The 15,628-nt window shown below is 73.7% G+C and carries 12 protein-coding genes; 4 read left to right on the top strand and 8 right to left on the bottom strand.

What is annotated here, in order from left to right; all coding sequences use genetic code 11:
* Positions 1–88: 88 nt before the first annotated feature.
* Entirely contained in the window at positions 89–346 is a 258-nt protein-coding gene (locus tag AB0B40_RS19495; protein ID WP_345054983.1) for a hypothetical protein, read from the bottom strand.
* Positions 347–965: 619 nt separating this feature from the next.
* Between AB0B40_RS19495 and AB0B40_RS19500 the strand changes: the two genes are divergently transcribed.
* Both AB0B40_RS19500 and AB0B40_RS19505 read left to right on the top strand, forming a co-directional pair.
* On the top strand, positions 966–1,979 hold the full coding sequence (locus AB0B40_RS19500) for an ATP-binding cassette domain-containing protein (RefSeq protein ID WP_362264681.1): 1,014 nt from the start codon (positions 966–968) through the stop codon (positions 1,977–1,979).
* Entirely contained in the window at positions 1,976–2,806 is an 831-nt protein-coding gene (locus AB0B40_RS19505) for an ABC transporter permease (protein ID WP_362264683.1), read from the top strand. The genes AB0B40_RS19500 and AB0B40_RS19505 overlap by 4 nt, the downstream gene beginning before the upstream one ends.
* Here AB0B40_RS19505 and AB0B40_RS19510 read toward each other — a convergent pair.
* The 4 genes from AB0B40_RS19510 to AB0B40_RS19525 form a co-directional block, all read right to left on the bottom strand.
* Positions 2,785–6,027, bottom strand: coding sequence for a BTAD domain-containing putative transcriptional regulator (locus AB0B40_RS19510; protein ID WP_362264685.1), 3,243 nt, complete (start codon positions 6,025–6,027; stop codon positions 2,785–2,787). The two genes, AB0B40_RS19505 and AB0B40_RS19510, sit on opposite strands and share 22 nt — an antisense overlap.
* Before the next feature lie 90 nt (positions 6,028–6,117).
* Entirely contained in the window at positions 6,118–7,935 is a 1,818-nt protein-coding gene (locus AB0B40_RS19515) for an APC family permease (RefSeq protein ID WP_362264686.1), read from the bottom strand.
* A 183-nt stretch (positions 7,936–8,118) separates the two neighbouring features.
* Positions 8,119–9,450, bottom strand: coding sequence for a diaminopimelate decarboxylase (gene lysA / locus AB0B40_RS19520; RefSeq protein WP_362264688.1), 1,332 nt, complete (start codon positions 9,448–9,450; stop codon positions 8,119–8,121).
* Positions 9,451–9,464: 14 nt separating this feature from the next.
* Entirely contained in the window at positions 9,465–9,947 is a 483-nt protein-coding gene (locus AB0B40_RS19525) for an SAV_915 family protein (protein WP_362264689.1), read from the bottom strand.
* Between the two features lie 281 nt (positions 9,948–10,228).
* On the opposite strand from AB0B40_RS19525, the gene AB0B40_RS19530 reads away from it, so the two are divergent.
* Entirely contained in the window at positions 10,229–10,795 is a 567-nt protein-coding gene (locus AB0B40_RS19530) for a universal stress protein (RefSeq protein WP_345054996.1), read from the top strand.
* A gap of 328 nt (positions 10,796–11,123) precedes the next feature.
* On the opposite strand, the gene AB0B40_RS19535 is transcribed toward AB0B40_RS19530, so the two are convergent.
* The gene (locus AB0B40_RS19535; RefSeq protein ID WP_362264691.1) at positions 11,124–11,513 is read right to left on the bottom strand and encodes a hypothetical protein; all 390 of its coding nucleotides are present in this window, start codon (positions 11,511–11,513) and stop codon (positions 11,124–11,126) included.
* A 200-nt stretch (positions 11,514–11,713) separates the two neighbouring features.
* Between AB0B40_RS19535 and AB0B40_RS19540 the strand changes: the two genes are divergently transcribed.
* A complete protein-coding gene (locus AB0B40_RS19540; RefSeq protein WP_362264693.1) occupies positions 11,714–13,774 on the top strand; it encodes an NAD(+) synthase in 2,061 nt (686 codons plus the stop codon).
* Between the two features lie 24 nt (positions 13,775–13,798).
* Here AB0B40_RS19540 and AB0B40_RS19545 read toward each other — a convergent pair whose 3' ends face one another.
* Entirely contained in the window at positions 13,799–14,515 is a 717-nt protein-coding gene (locus tag AB0B40_RS19545) for a TIGR03943 family protein (RefSeq protein WP_345055004.1), read from the bottom strand.
* Positions 14,512–15,531: a permease gene (locus AB0B40_RS19550; RefSeq protein ID WP_362264695.1), complete on the bottom strand. Its 1,020-nt coding sequence runs from the start codon at positions 15,529–15,531 to the stop codon at positions 14,512–14,514. The genes AB0B40_RS19545 and AB0B40_RS19550 overlap by 4 nt, the downstream gene beginning before the upstream one ends.
* Between the last annotated feature and the right edge of the window lie 97 nt (positions 15,532–15,628).

Here is a 15,628-nt window from a genome sequence, read left to right on the forward strand (position 1 = left end):
CGCCGGCCCGGGGGATCGTAGGAGTGGCGTCGCGGCGAGAGCCTCCTCCGAGCCGTGACGCGGCTCGGAGGAGGCTCTCGTGCCGGCATCAGTAGCAGGTCGGAAGCGTCCTGACGTCGCGCTCGAACCAGTAATTGCTGAGGTTGACGTCACTGACGTACACGTTGCGATTACCTGAGTCGTCGTCCGTACGCAGCCAGACCACGCTCCCGTGGCCGTTGTTGTTGTAGTACTCGCCCGTGGTGTAGCAGTAGAAGTAGTTGCTGGCCGCGTACAGCGTGCCCGCGTGGGACGAGTTGCTCGTGTCCGGGCTCCAGTGGCTCCACTGGGTGACCACGGTGGTCATGTAGACCTTCGCGAAGGCCGGCTGCGCCTGAGCCTCAGAGGTGCACGTCACTACCCCCGCCGCGGCGACCAGGACTGCGACGAGTCCGGCTCGAATGGATCGTGCAAGCACGGTGTTCCCCCTAGGAGTCGTCCTGCCATGCCATGCCACGCACGGCTGGCTGCGACCGAGCGGTCCGACCCGGCCGCTCGACATGCTCGCCCGCCACGAGACCCACGAGCAATGATTTCGAACTCCATCGAAACGTTCCGTCGCCCCCGCGGGGCCGTCCTGAACCGCGCCCGCATCCACGTCCGCGCGAGGCGCCTGCGCCAGCACGGGGGCAGAGTGTTGGCCAGTTTTTGAGGTCGGTGTGCAGACAGCCAGTCGGGGGGCAGCGGCGAGCCAAAGCGGGTCGGGGAGACGACTCCGTAGTCGCTCGCGGGCACCTGGGCCACCTTGGCGTCCGGCACGCCGTCCGGTGTCCGTTCGGGGGCGGTGGCTGTCAGGCCGCTGACAGGGGCGGCGGCCGATGACAGCGGGCTGTCAGTGGTCTGTCAGCCTGCCCCGGCACTGTCCTGTCCATCGAGAGCAGCGAGTACCGCGAGAGCGGGCGAGCGGGGAGATGGGGAGGGCACAGATGTCGTACGCCATCCGGGCCGAAGGTCTGGTCAAACGTTATGGGGACATGGTCGCGCTGGACGGCGTGGACCTGGAGGTGCCGGCCGGCAGGGTGATCGGTGTGCTGGGGCCGAACGGGGCGGGCAAGACCACCACCGTGCGGATCCTGTCGACGCTGCTGCGGCCGGACGGCGGCCGGGCCATGGTCGGCGGCCACGACGTGGTGCGGGATCCGGTGCGGGTGCGCCAGCTCATCGGGCTGACCGGGCAGTACGCCTCGGTCGACGAGGCCCTGTCCGGCACCGAGAACCTGGTCCTGCTGGGCCGGCTGCTCGATCTGTCGAAGCGGGGGGCGCAGGCGCGGGCCGCCCAGTTGCTGGAGCAGTTCTCGCTCACCGAGGCGGCGAACCGGCCGATCAGCACCTTCTCCGGCGGAATGCGCCGCCGCCTCGACCTGGCCGCGAGCCTGGTCGGCCGGCCGCAGGTGCTCTACCTGGACGAGCCGACCACCGGGCTCGACCCGCACGCCCGCGGCGAGGTGTGGGACGTGGTCCGGCGCCTGGTGGACGACGGTTCCACGGTGCTGCTCACCACGCAGTACCTGGAGGAGGCGGACCAGCTCGCCGACAGCATCACGGTGTTCGACCACGGGCGGGTGGTCGCCGAGGGCCGCCCCGGCGAGCTGAAGCGCCGGATCGGCGGGCAGGTCCTCCACGTGCGTCCGTCGCTGACGCGGGACGTGCCCCGGGTGACCGCGATGCTGACCGAGCTCACCGGCACCGCGCCCGCCCAGGACGGTGCGCACGGGGTGCTGACCGTGCCCGCCGACGACCCGCTGCTGGTGTCCGCCCTGGCCCGCCGTCTGGCCGCGGACGGCATCGGCACCGACGAGATGGGGCTGCGCCTGCCCAGCCTCGACGAGGTCTTCCTGGCTCTGACCGGGCGCCCCGCCACCGACGGCGAGCAGATCGACCGCGAGCAAAACGACCGCACGCACAACGACGACGTCAATTCTGAGAGGAGCGCGGCATGAGCGCTCAGACCATCGGCCCCGCCCGCACCGCCGGCCAGGCCGCCGCCCCCTTGCGCGTCGGTGCGGTCCGCACCGTACGGCACAGCCTGGCCCTCGCCGGGCGCGGCGTCACCAAGTTCGTCAAGTCCCCGATGCAGCTCACCGATGTGGTGCTGACGCCCGTCATCTCCCTGCTGATGTTCGTCTACCTCTTCGGCGGCGCCATCTCCGGCGGTCACGGCCACGCGTACCTGCAGATGGTCACCCCCGGGGTCATGGTGATGACCGTGTTCCAGGCGAGCATAGGCATCGGTGTCTCACTCAACGCCGATGCGAGTACCGGCATGTTCGACCGGTTCCGGTCGATGCCGATCGCCCGCTCCGGACCGCTCATCGGTGCCGTCCTCGCCGATTTCGTGCGCTATGTGATCTGCCTGGGCACCCTGCTGGTCCTCGCCCTGGTCATGGGCTACCGGATCGGGACGAACCCGCTGTTCATGCTCGTCGCGCTGGTCCTGCTCATCGGTTTCGCGCTGAGCTTCTCCTGGCTGTCGGTGTACATCGGCATGCTGGCCAAGACCCCCGGGTCCGTGCACGGTCTGATGACGATCGTCGTGCTGCCGCTGACCTTCGCCAGCAACGTGTTCGTGCCCGACCGGACCATGCCGGGCTGGCTGCGGACCTGGTCGGACGTCAACCCGGTCAGCCTGATGGCCGACACCGTGCGCGGTCTGCTCAACGGCGGCGCGATCGCGGACCCGCTGCTCGGCAGCCTCGGCTGGATGGCCGGTATGGTCGCGGTCTTCTTCCCGCTGGCGATGCGCGCCTACCGCAAGAACGCCGGGTGATCCCCGTCCGGACCAAGGGCAGGAGCACGACGAGCGGGAGCACGACGACACGGCGATGACACCGGCCGGCCGACTTCCTCGGCCAGCCGGTGCAGCGCGTCCGGCCGCGCCAGCGCGGCACCCTCGTCGAACGCCGCACGGTATGCCCGCTCGCCGAGCCGCCCGGTCAGCCGTTCGGCGAGTTCGCGCAGCTCCGGCTCCCCCGCGTCGAACGCGCCCCGCATCACCTGGCTCATGCCGAGCGAGCGCGCCGCACCGGCCGGGTCGCCCTCCAGCGCGAGCAGCCCGCCGAGCAGCTCGGCGACCCAGGCGAGGCCCGCCCCCGCCCCCTGGGCCAGCAGCCCGCCGGCCGCCTCGGGCAGCAGGGCCCGGGCCCCCTCCGCGTCGCCCGCGGCGAGCCGGTTCTCCATCCGGGTGGAGACGATCAGGTCCCGGGCCAGCCCCTCGGGGAGAGACCGGCCGCGGACGAACGACTCCAGCTCGTCGAGTACCCGGTCGGCGCCCGCGAGATCGCCCTCCCTGCGGTACAGGTTGGCCATCCCCGCCACGATGTTGGCCTCCAGATGGCGGTGACCCCGCTCCCGCGCCTGCGCCTGGGCCCACTCCAGGTCGCGGCGCGCGCCGGCCAGGTCGCCGCTGCGCCGCCGCTCGCGGGCCAGGCGCACCCGGCCGAGGTCCAGGTAGTCGTCGGTGCCCAGCTCCGAGCTGAGCGCGACGACCCGTTCGAAGGTGGCGATGGCCTGCGCGTGCTCGCCCCGCAGGGAGTGGTCGCGGCCGACCGGGAGCAGGCTCATCACCAGGCCCCACCGGTCGCCCACCGCCTCGAAGCCGCGCAGCGCCGCCAGCCGGGAGGCCTCGCCGGTGCGCAGATCACCCCGCTCGGTCAGGACGAAGTCGTACGCGAGGTGGGCACTGGCCCGCACCCACGGATCGGGCGACCGGAGCGAGCGTGCGAGGCGGTCCTCGGGGGACTCCGCGAGGCGGTCCTCAGGGGACTCCGACTCGACGTCCGTGACGGTGAGCTGGGAGATGCGCAGGAACAGCCCGGCCGGGTGGAACTCGCGGGCGCCCGCCGAGTCCACGTCCGCGATCAGCGACCGGGCCCGGGGCGGCGCGTCACCGAGGGCACGCAACTCGGCGAGGGCGGAGTCGAGTTGTGAACTCATGCCGCGCACGCCCCAGTACCAGGAGAGCGCGCCGACGAACCGGGCGGCCAGGTCCCCGTCCCCGGTGTCCACGGCCCACCGCAGCGCATGGTTCAGATTGGGGTGTTCGGCGTCGAACACGGCGATCGCGTCGAGCTGCCGTCCGGTACGCAGCCGGGGTTCGTGGTCCTCCGCGAGGGCGAGGAAGTACCGCGCGAACCGGTCGGCGATGTCGTCCCCGGAGTCGTCGAGCCGGGCGGCGGCGTAGGCGCGTACGGTCTCCAGCATCCCGTAGCGCGGTTCGCCGTCACCCGGGTCCGAGGCATCGGCCAGTGACTTCTCGATGAGCCCGTCGAGGGTGTAGAGGACGTCGTCGGCGGGGAGCACCTCGTCCGCGCAGACCGCTTCGAGCGCGGCGAGCGTCGCCCCGCCGGGGAACGCGGACAGGCGGCGGGCGAGGACGCGTTCGGGTTCGTCGAGCAGGTCCCAGCTCCACTCGACGACCGCGAGCAGGGTGCGCTGGCGTGGCAGGGCGGTGCGGCTGCCCGAGGTCAGCAGCCGGAACCGGTCGTCGAGGCGGCGGGCGATCTGGCCCACGCCCATCGAGCGCAGCTTGGCGGCGGCCAGCTCCAGGGCGAGGGGCAGCCCGTCGAGCCGCCGGCAGATCTCGACCACGGCGCCGACCGTGGCGCGATCGAGGGCGAAGCCCGGCCGGACGCTCGCGGCCCGGTCGACGAACAGCCGTACCGCGGCCGACCGTGCGGCCTCGGCGGGTTCCGGGGCGCCGGCGGGCACATCGAGCGGGCCGAGATGGCACAGCGCCTCGCCGTCGACGGCGAGGGCCTCCCTGCTGCTGGCGAGGATGCGCAGCTGGGGGAGGCGCTGCAGGAGTCGTACGGCGAGTTCGGCGGCGCTTTCGACGAGGTGTTCGCAGTTGTCGAGGACGAGCAGGGCGTCGCCGATGTCGAGCAGCTCCGCCAGCCGGTCGACCGGTGCGGGGCCCTGGGGGCGCCCGGCGTCGTAGAGGGCACCGTCCGTGGAACCGACCGCGCCGAGCACGGCGTCGGCCAGCTGCCCGGGCGTCCCGACTCCGGCGAGCGGCACGAACCAGACGCGGCCACGCTCCAGCGCCCGGTCCCGGCCGACGGCTTCGAGGGACAGCCGGGTCTTGCCGGCGCCGCCCGGGCCGACGATGGTGACCAGGCGGGACGCGGCCATCAGCGCGGCCAGCTGGGAGAGTTCGCGCTCGCGGCCGACGAAACTGGTCAGCCGGGGTGGCATCCGGTTCGCCGCCGCCTGCGGCCGGGCCGCCACCGGACGCTCCAACTCCCCGCGCAACAGCGCGAGGTGGATCTCCCTGAGAGCGGCCGACGGGTCCACGCCCAGTTCGTCGGCCAGCCGCTCGCGGATCTCCTCGTACGCCGCGAGCGCGTCCGACTGCCGGCCCGCCGCCCACAGGGCGCGCATCCGCAGCTCGGCCAGGCGCTCGCTCAGCGGGTCGGCGGCTGCCGCCGCGCCCAGGTCGGGGAGGATCTCCGCGTGCCGGCCCAGTCGCAGTTCGGCCTCGAAGAGGTCCTGGGCCGCCGCGGCCCGCAGGTCGCCGAGGCGGGTGACGGCGGTGGCGGCGAAGGGCGCCTCCCGGACGTCGGCGAGGGCCTCGCCCTGCCACAGTCCCAGCGCCTCGCGCAGCACGGCCGCCGCCTCGTCGTAGCGGCCCTCCGCGCACCGCTTGCGGCCCGCGGCGGCCAGCTCCTCGAACCGGGCGGCGTCGACCTCCACCCCCTCGTCCGCGGTGAGCCGGTAGCCGCCGGCGGCGGACTCCACCCGGCCCGCACCGCCCAGCGCCCTGCGCAGCCGGGACACCAGGGACTGCAGCGCGTTGCCCGCCTCGGCCGGCGGCTCCTCGCCCCACAGCCCGTCGACCAGCGCGTCCACGGACACCACACGCCCGGCCTCCAGGGCGAGCCGGGCACACAGCATGCGCAGCCGGGTCCCCGAGACGGCGGTCGGCGGCACCTCGTCCGCGTCATCCCCGTGTCCCCGCACCTGGACAGGGCCCAGCAGAACCACGCGCACGGTGCTCCCCCAATGATCAACCGACGACGCGACACAGCATCCAGCACGGGCCCTGTCCGGTAAAGGCGGAAGCGGGAGCGATACGGCTCCTCACAGTTCGAGCCGGTACGGCAGCAGGCACACCGCCACGTCGGTGCGGGCCCGCAGCACGGTGGCGAGGAGCAGTCCGCGCTGGTTCTGGAGGATCTCGTAGCGTCGGTGGCGGGGTTGGACCTCGGGAATGAGTACGGCGATCTGGCGTCCGTCCCGCGCGGCCCGCTCCGCGTAGTCGACGACCGGCTGCACCAGGGACCGGTGCGGGCTGTCGATCACGTCCAGGCGTACGCCCGGATTCCAGCGGTCCCACGCCTCCCGCAGGGCGCGCCGCCGGTCCGGGTCGTCGTGCACGGCCACCGCCACCACCTCGTCGCCCAGCGCGAGGGCCGCGCCGAGAGCGTGCCGGGCGAGCCTGCTGACCTCGCCGAGGGGGACGATGACCAGGCTGGCGGTACGAGGCTCCGGCGGGGCGGGGACGCGGCCGAGACCGAGTTCCTCGCCGACGGCCGTGTAGTAGCGCTGGATACGGGCGAACAGCAGCATCAGCAGCGGGACCGCCACCACGACCACCCAGGCGCCCTCCAGGAACTTGGTGGTGAGCAGGATGACGCCGGCCAGGGTGGTGAGCAGCGCCCCGGTGCCGTTGATCAGCGCCCGGCGTTTCCAGCCGTCCGGTTTCCGGCGGGCCCAGTGCAGGACGAGACCCAGCTGGCTGAGCGTGAACCCGATGAAGACGCCGATCGCGAAGAGGGGGATCAGCCGGTGGGTGTCCGCGCCGGTTGCGAGCAGCAGCAGCGCCGCCAGCAGGGCCAGGGCTGCCACGCCGTAGCGGTAGACCGGGCGTTCGGCACGCAGGCCGAACAGGTGGGGCAGGCGGTGGTCGCGGGCCAGCAGGCTCATCAGCACCGGCAGGCCGCCGAAGCTGGTGTTCGCCGCGAGGAGCAGGACGAGGGTGACGAGGAGGTTGGTCGCGTAGTAGAGCCAGCCCGTGCCGAACGCGCCGGCCGTCAGCTGGGCCAGGACGGTGACCTGGCCGCGCGGGGCGACGTGGTCGCGGCGGATCAGGACCGCGAGGCCGAGGAGCATCACGCCGAGGAGCGCGCCGAGCATCAGTTCCGTGCGCTGGGCGCGCCGCACGCGCGGGGGCCGGAACGTCGGTACGGCGTTGGCGATGGCCTCCACTCCCGTCAGCGCCGAGCAGCCGGACGAGAACGCCTTGAGGATCAGGAGCAGCCCGAGGGACTCGTGGGCCGGGAAGGCCAGGTCCGTGCCGACCGTCGCCGCCGGCTGTGAGCGGAGCAGGTCCACGACGATGACGCCCAGGATCGCCGCGATGAACAGCGCGGTGGGCAGCATGAGCACCCGGGCGCTCTCGGTGACGCCCCGCAGGTTCACCGCCGTCAGCAGGGCCAGGCCCACCAGGCAGACGAGCAGCTTGTCGTGGGCGAGGGCGGGGAAGGCGGAGGTGAGCGCGTCGGCGCCGGCGGCCAGACTGACGGCCACGGTGAGCACGTAGTCGACGACCAGACTGGCCGCGCCGAGCAGGCTGGCGGTCGGGCCGAGGCTCTTCCTGGCCACGGCGTAGGCGCCTCCGCCGTCCGGGTGCACGGCGATGACCTGGCAATAGGACACCACCAGCGTGGTGAGCAGGAAGACGATGGCCAGGGTGACGGGCAGCGCCGCGGAGAGCGCGCCGGTGCCCGCGGCCACCAGTGCCAGCACGATCGCCTCGGGGCCGTACGCCACCGAGCTGAGCGCGTCCAGGGACAGCGCCGCGAGGCCCTCCAGGCTGGTCAGATGGTGTTTGTCGCCCTCGCCCGGGCGCAGCGGGACTTTCGGTCGCAGCTCGCGACGTGCCAGGCCATGGACCATCGGGACCTCGTCGGGGCCGGTCGGGCGGTGGGACAGTGGGACGGTCGGGCGGTCGGGCGATGGGGCGGTCGGGCGGTCGGGACTCAGTCTGCTGCGTGCGGCGGTGGCTCGCCTCCCGGTGTGCCCCGGGCGGGTCGGCCGGCGTGGTGAGGGAAGGCCGGCCCGCCCGGGAGTCGGTCCGGACTACAGGCCCACGTCGCGGCCGCGGATGTCCGCCAGGGACTCGCGCCGGACCAGGAGGCGGGCGAGTCCGTCACGTACGGCGACCACGGGCGGACGGCCGACCAGGTTGTAGCCGGAGGCCATGGACAGGTGGTAGGCGCCGGCGACGGGCACGGCGAGCAGGTCACCGGGGCGTACGTCGGCGGGGAGGTCCACGTCGGCGGCGAGGATGTCGCCGGCCTCGCAGTGCCGGCCCACCACGGTCACCCGGGCCGGGGCCGCGGTGCTGTGCCGGCCGGTCAGCCGGGGTGCGTACCGGGCGCCGTACAGAGCCGGGCGCGGGTTGTCGCTCATACCGCCGTCGACCGCCACGAACACGTGGTCACCGGTGTGCTTGACGGACAGGACCCGGTAGACGGCGATGCCCGCGGGCCCGGCGATGGCCCGCCCCGGTTCGATGATGAGGCGGGGTACGGGGAGCCCGGCCGTCCCGCAGGCGTCGGCGAGTTCGGCGCGGACCCTGCGCGCCAGCGCCGTCAGGTCCAGGACCTCCTCGCCGGGGCGGTAGGCGATGCCGTGGCCGCCGCCGAGGTCGAGCTCGGGCAGGACCAGGCCGTGCTGCTCGTGCAGGCGGCTCATGAGTCCGACCAGGCGGCGTACGGCGACGAGGTAGGGCTTGACGCTGGTGATCTGCGAGCCCAGGTGGCAGTGCAGGCCGGTGAGTTCGAGCTGTGGCTGGTCGAGTATGCGGGTGATGGCGTGCTGGGCGTAGCCGTCGGCGATCGACAGGCCGAACTTCTGGCCGTCGGTGCCGGTGCGGATCTTGTCGTGGCCGCCCGCGCTGATGCCGGGCACCACCCGGACCATGACCTTCTGGTGGCCGTCCGGGCCGACGGCGGCGGCCAGCCGGGCGATCTCGGCGGGGCTGTCGATGACGATGCGGCCGACGCCCAGGCGCAGGGCGGTGTCCAGGTCGTGGGGGGACTTGGCGTTGCCGTGCAGCACGATCCGCTCGGGCGGGAAGCCGGTGGTGACGGCGAGTTCGAGTTCGCCGGCGGAGCAGACGTCCAGGCCGAGACCCTCCTCGGCCGTCCAGTGGGCCATCGCGCGGCACAGGAACGCCTTGGCCGCGTACAGGACTTCGGCGTCGGGGAAGGCGTGCCGGTAGGTACGGCACCGGTCGCGGACCTCGGCCTCGTCCAGGACGTAGACGGGGGTGCCGAAGCGGTCGGCGACCGCGGCGAGCGGTACACCGCCCACGGCGACGTCGCCGCGCAGGGGCTCGGTGGTGGAGGCGGGCCACACCGAGAGGCCGGCCGCGGCGGTGGTGGTGGGCTCGTGAAGCGTCGTCATGGTGGCTGCCCTTCTCAGGCGATCCGCAGCGCGGGGATCTCGGAGGTGACCGGCTCGACCGGGGTGACGGGGGCGACCGGCACGACCGGGGCCGCCGGGACGACCGGGGCCGCCGGGACGACGGGCTTAACCGAGTCAACCGACTCGGCCGCCGCAACCGGCTCGGCCGACGCGACCGACGCGACCGGTGTGACCTGTGTGACCGGCGCGGGTGCCGGGGCGGTGAACTGCGGGTCGACCGTGACGGTGGTGACGCCGAGCGGTGCGGTCAGTGCGCGCAGGGCGGGCTCGGCGAGCCGGATCCACGCATGGCCGGGGCCCAGGGTGGCGGTCAGCCGACGCTCGCAGGTGAAGCCGACGGCCGTGCGGGCGCCGAGCGGGGTGCGGAAGAGCCGGGCCGCACACCCGGATCGACCCGGCCGGACCGGGACGTACAGGGGTCCGGCCGGGAACCGATCGAAGGGTTCGGGGTCGTCGTCGTGGCGGAGTTCTGCCATGGGGTGCCTCCCGGAAGGCAGGGCGCGGTGCGCGGTGGTCGGGGATGCCCCGGCGGCGGGGAGGCGGACCGGGGCTCGTCGCCGACGTTATGCCCGCACTCCCCCGCTGACGGACAGGCTCTGACGGGACGCTGACGGCGAGTCGGGCGACCTTGACGGGATGCTGACAGGTCTGGGGAGCGGGAGGGGACCGGCCGTCAGAAGAGTGCCAGGAACGGGCGTGCGGGCTGTTTGAACGGGTCCGTCCGGGGTCAGATGGACGACGTTCCGAGGAGGATCAGATGTCCGAGTCCCGCCCGTCCTCAGCCCCTCGCGTCCTGGCCGGCGTGAGCGGCTCCCCGGGCAGTCTCACCGCCCTGGCCCGGGCCGCCGAGGAGGCCCGGTGCCGCGGGGCGGAACTGTGGCCGGTGCTGGCCTGGGAGCCGCCCGACGGGGATCTCGTCGTGCGCAGGTCCCCGGTCGCCCCCGTCCTGGCCGGGGAGTGGGAGGAGCTGGCCCGGGAGCGGCTGGTCAGGGCGCTGTGTGCCGTGTTCGGCGGTACGGACACCGGGTTGCCGGGGCAGGCCCTCCTCGTCCGGGGCGCTCCCGGGCCGGCCCTGGTGCGGACCGCCGACCGGGACGACGACGTGCTCGTCCTCGGTGCCGGAGCACGCGGCCGGCTGCGCCGGGCACTGTGGCCGTCGGTCGGCCGGTACTGCCTCGCCCACGCCGGCTGTCCCGTGCTCGCGGTACCGCCGTCCCCGCTGCGTGCCGCGCTCGCCGCTCTGCATCGCCGGAACGCCCTGGGACTGCGGCTGGACACGCGGCTCCTGGCACGGGAGTCCGGGACCGTACGGCCCGGCGCCTGAACCGTCCGCCCGCACCGCGGCCACGCAGACCTCGCCGACGTCCCCCACCGCCCGTCACCGGCGGGCAGTGCCGGGCCAGGACGGCGGCCCCGGTTCCGCGTCTCCACCACGGCGGTGGACAGCCTGTCCTCCGCGGTGACCCGGTGCGCCCGGAGCCGCCGCCAGAACGGGCCGTCCCCCGGCGACCGGCTCCGGCACGTCCGGCAACCGCCGTCCGCGCCCGGAGCGTCCCCTCCCCACAAACAACCCGCCACCCCGCGCCCGAAGCCGCCCCCACCCCACAAACAAGCCGCGCCCAGGGCGCCCCCGAGGCGTGGCTCGGCTCTCGTCAGGCGGTGCCCTCGGCGCGGTCTCGCCTCGCGAAGGTGATGACTGCGCAGGCGGCGGCGGTCGCGGCGAGGCTGCCGAGCATGATGAGGCCCACGCCGATCACGAAGAGGCCGGTGGAGTCGTCCGACCAGTCGTAGAAGGCGGCGGAGGTCAGGCCGGCCGAGGTGCCGAGCACCGCGCTCACCGGGTGCCGCCGGACCGTGGCCCAGTACACCGGCACCAGCAGGGTCAGGACCAGCCCGATCACCTGCCACGCCTCGTACGGGCCGGTCGCCGTGCCGTCCGGCCCCACGTCCCACTGCTGGTCCCAGCCCAGCCAGGCGGCCCACGCCGCGGGGGCGGCCACGGCCGGCGCGCACGCGGGCAGCAGCCGGGGAAGGGGGGTCATCAGTCCATGCCTCATGCCCATACCCTTCCGCCGCACACCGTCGCCGGACAGCGTCGGAGTACTCAGCCGCGTCCGAGTACACGGCCGAGTACACGGGCGAGTACGCGTCCGAGTACACGGGCGGGTCCGGGGTACTGCGAGGCCGGGACCTAGGCTTCTTCCTGGAGGAGATCCGCTTCGTCCGTGCAGTCTGTTGAATCATGAAGGAAGCCCCGTTGAACTTCTGGTCGATCTACCAGCACGGCTTCGCGCGCGTCGCCGCGTGCACGGGCCACACCGTCATCGCCGACCCGCCCGCCAACGCCGAAGCGGTCCTGCGCCAGGCACGCCGGTGCGCGGAGGAGGGGGTCGCCGTCGCCGTCTTCCCCGAGCTGGGCCTGTGCGGCTACTCCATCGAGGACCTGCTGCTCCAGGACGCGCTGCTCGACGGGGTCGAGTCCGCGCTGCGGACGGTCGTGGCCGGCTCGGCGGACCTGCTGCCGGTGCTGGTCGTCGGCGCCCCGCTGCGCCACCGCCACCGGATCTACAACTGCGCGGTGATCGTGCACCGGGGCCGCGTCCTCGGTGTCGTACCGAAGTCGTACCCGCCGAACTACCGGGAGTTCTACGAGCGCCGGCAGATCGCCGACGGCCACGACGAGCGGGGCGGGACCATCCGCGTCGCGGGCGCCGAGGTGCCGTTCGGCGTGGATCTGCTGTTCGCGGCCGAGGACGTGCCCGGGCTCGTGCTGCACACCGAGATCTGCGAGGACATGTGGGTGCCGGTGCCGCCGAGCGCGGAGGCCGCCCTCGCCGGGGCGACCGTGCTGGTCAACCTCTCCGGCAGCCCGATCACGGTCGGCCGGGCCGAGGACCGCAGGCTGCTGTGCCGCTCGGCGTCCTCGCGCTGCCTGGCCGCGTACGTCTACGCGGCGGCCGGACTGGGCGAGTCCACCACCGACCTGTCCTGGGACGGACAGACCATGATCTACGAGAACGGGGTGCTGCTCGCCGAGAGCGACCGCTTCCCGCTCGGCGACCAGTACGCGGTGGCCGACGTCGATCTGGACCTGCTGCGCCAGGAGCGGCACCGGATGGGCACCTTCGACGACAACCGCCGGGCACACGGGGCGCGCACCGGCGGCTTCCGGACGGTCTCCTTCGAGCTGGACCCGCCGCTCACCGACCTCGGGCTGCGCCGGCGCGTCGAGCGGTTCCCGTTCGTGCCCGCCGATCCCGACCGGCTCGCCCTGGACTGCTACGAGGCGTACAACATCCAGGTCGCCGGGCTCCAGCAGCGGCTGGCGGCGATCGGCGGCCCCAAGGTCGTCATCGGGGTGTCCGGCGGTCTCGACTCCACCCACGCGCTGATCGTCGCCGCCCGGGCGATGGACCGCGCCGGCCGGCCGCGCAGCGACATCCTCGCCTTCACCCTGCCCGGCTTCGCCACCAGCGACCACACCAAGGACAACGCCCACAAGCTGATGCGCGCGCTCGGCGTCACCGCCGCCGAGCTGGACATCACGGCGACCGCACGGCTGATGCTGAAGGAGATCGACCACCCGTTCGCCTCCGGCGAGCCGGTCTACGACGTCACCTTCGAGAACGTCCAGGCCGGCCTGCGCACCGACTACCTGTTCCGGCTGGCCAACCAGCGCGGCGGCATCGTCCTCGGCACCGGCGACCTCTCCGAGCTGGCGCTCGGCTGGTCCACGTACGGCGTCGGCGACCAGATGAGCCACTACAACGTCAACTCCGGGGTGCCGAAGACGCTGATCCAGCATCTGATCCGCTGGGTCATCAGCAGTGAGCAGTTCGACGACGAGACCGGCAAGGTCCTGGCCGCGATCCTGGACACCGAGATCAGCCCGGAGCTGGTGCCGGGCGAGGAGATGCAGTCCACGGAGTCGAAGATCGGCCCGTACGCGCTGCACGACTTCACGCTCTTCCATGTGCTGCGCTACGGCTTCCGCCCCTCGAAGATCGCCTTCCTGGCCTGGCACGCCTGGCACGACGCGCAGGCCGGTGCCTGGCCGCCCGGCTTCCCCGAGGTCGAGCGGGGCTCGTACGACCTGGCCGAGATCCGGCACTGGCTGGAGGTGTTCTGCCGCCGCTTCTTCGCGTTCGCGCAGTTCAAGCGCTCGGCCATGCCGAACGGACCGAAGGTCTCGGCCGGCGGCTCGCTCTCGCCGCGCGGCGACTGGCGCGCCCCGTCCGACGGCAACGCCGAGGCGTGGCTCAGGGACCTCAGCCGCTTCGACCTGCCGGGGACACCGGCGTAGGCGCGCCGCCGGGCGGCGGCGCGCTCAGGTGTTCCAGGTCTCGTCGTACGGGTCGTGCGGCACCGGGACCGGCCTCACGGAGGTGACGTCCAGGTACGGGACCGGACCGTCGTTGACCGGGTCGCGGCCCAGGCGGGGCGTGTAACCGCCCGTCACCTCCAGCCAGGCGTCCGGCCGCAGGACCGGCGGCAGCTGTCCGGTCAGCGCGATCTTCACCGGCTGGGCGTCCGCGGCACAGCAGTTGAGGGCCATGCGGACCAGGTAGGGGGTGCCCGAGCGGTCCAGGGCGAGGAAGCCGGTGACCCGGACGGGCCGGCCGTGCAGGGAGCGGCCGTGGCCGTAGGCCGCCCGGGAGGCGTAGTCGACGACGGACAGCGGGACCGGGTCGCCGGCGGGCAACCGGCCGTAGCCGTAGGGCCGCTGCAGGGCCGTGCCCGAGCGCAGGGCGCTGTACGAGCCGAGGGCCGGCGGAGCGACCAGGATCAGGGCGAGGAGCGGCAGCAACAGCAGCCAGGCGACCCGGGGTTCGGGGTGCGCGTGCCCCCGCGGGCCGCCCCGCCGGTGGCGCCGGCGCTCGTAGCGGACCGTCGCCAGGGCCGTCGCGATCAGCACCGCGCCCGACACCATGAGCAGCGGGCGCAGCCCCGCCTTCACGTAGCGCAGGGCGAGGTCGGTGGCACCGGCGTGCAGCAGGACGGCACCGAGCAGGAACAGGACGGCCGCCTGGGCGTGGCGGTTCACAGCAGCACCGCGCCGGTCAGCACGGCGCCCGTGACGGCCAGCGCGAAGGTGGCCGGCGCGAACCGGAGCGCGAAGCCGCGGCCGAAGGTGCCGGCCTGCATCGCGAACAGCTTGAGGTCGATCATCGGGCCCACCACCAGGAACACCAGCTTGGCCGTCGGGGAGAACTGGGTGAGGGAGGCCGCGACGAACGCGTCCGCCTCCGAGCAGATGGACAGCAGGACGGCCAGCACGGCGAGGGCCAGCACCGAGACCGCCGGGATGCCCGCCGCCGCGCTCAGCCAGGCCGCCGGAACCGCCGCCTTCAGCGTGGCCGCGGCCGTCGCGCCGAGCACCAGGAAGCCGCCGGCGTGCATGACGTCGTGCCGTACCGACCCCCAGAACGCCTCCCCCTTGCCGGCACCCTCGTGCGCGCCGTGGGCGGGCGGGCGCAGCCAGTCCGTACGGCCCACCCGCTGCCACAGCCAGCCCATCGTGCAGGCCACCAGCAGGCTCCCCAGGAACCGGCCCGCGACCATCTCCGGGTGCCCGGGGAAGGCGACGGCGGTGGCGGTCAGCACCACCGGGTTGATCGCCGGCGCGGAGAGCAGGAAGGCGAGGGCGGCGGCGGGGGACACGCCCCGGCGGACCAGCGCGCCCGCCACCGGAACCGACGCGCACTCGCAGCCCGGCAGCACCGCGCCCGCGATCCCCGCCACCGGCACGGCCAGCGCGGGCCGGCGCGGCAGGGCGCGCGCGAAGAAGGACGCCGGGACGAACACCGCGATCGCCGCCGACAGCAGCACACCGAGCACCAGGAAGGGCAGCGCCTGCACGGTCACCGCCACGAACACCGTCATCCAGCTCTGCATGGCCGGGGAACCGAGCAGCCCGCGGATCGGGGACTGGGCGAGCACGGCGAGCATCAGAGTGAGCGTCAGCACCAGCGGGGAGCTGAGCCGGCGGCCCGGGTGGTCGGGCGCGGGCCCGGATCGTCGTACGTCCGCACCCGGCGGTGCGTCTTCGCTGATGGCCACGGCTGGTTACCTCCGGCTGCTGCTCTCCCTCCCCCTGCCTACGCGGCAGGCGCGGCGGGTGTTCAGCCATTGCGGGAACCGGGCAACTCCTTGGACC

The sequence above is a fragment of the Streptomyces sp. NPDC042638 genome, from assembly GCF_040647235.1.
In the GTDB taxonomy this organism is placed as follows: domain Bacteria; phylum Actinomycetota; class Actinomycetes; order Streptomycetales; family Streptomycetaceae; genus Streptomyces; species Streptomyces rameus.

What these genes read in the sequence shown, in the direction of transcription:
- AB0B40_RS19505 (WP_362264683.1), top strand. Translation starts at nt 1,976, where the DNA reads ATGAGCGCTCAGACCATCGGCCCCGCCCGCACCGCCGGCCAGGCCGCC.
- AB0B40_RS19535 (WP_362264691.1), bottom strand. Translation starts at nt 11,513, where the DNA reads ATGACCCCCCTTCCCCGGCTGCTGCCCGCGTGCGCGCCGGCCGTGGCC.
- AB0B40_RS19530 (WP_345054996.1), top strand. Translation starts at nt 10,229, where the DNA reads ATGTCCGAGTCCCGCCCGTCCTCAGCCCCTCGCGTCCTGGCCGGCGTG.
- AB0B40_RS19525 (WP_362264689.1), bottom strand. Translation starts at nt 9,947, where the DNA reads ATGGCAGAACTCCGCCACGACGACGACCCCGAACCCTTCGATCGGTTC.
- AB0B40_RS19540 (WP_362264693.1), top strand. Translation starts at nt 11,714, where the DNA reads ATGAAGGAAGCCCCGTTGAACTTCTGGTCGATCTACCAGCACGGCTTC.
- AB0B40_RS19515 (WP_362264686.1), bottom strand. Translation starts at nt 7,935, where the DNA reads ATGGTCCATGGCCTGGCACGTCGCGAGCTGCGACCGAAAGTCCCGCTG.
- AB0B40_RS19495 (WP_345054983.1), bottom strand. Translation starts at nt 346, where the DNA reads ATGACCACCGTGGTCACCCAGTGGAGCCACTGGAGCCCGGACACGAGC.
- AB0B40_RS19500 (WP_362264681.1), top strand. Translation starts at nt 966, where the DNA reads ATGTCGTACGCCATCCGGGCCGAAGGTCTGGTCAAACGTTATGGGGAC.
- lysA (WP_362264688.1), bottom strand. Translation starts at nt 9,450, where the DNA reads ATGACGACGCTTCACGAGCCCACCACCACCGCCGCGGCCGGCCTCTCG.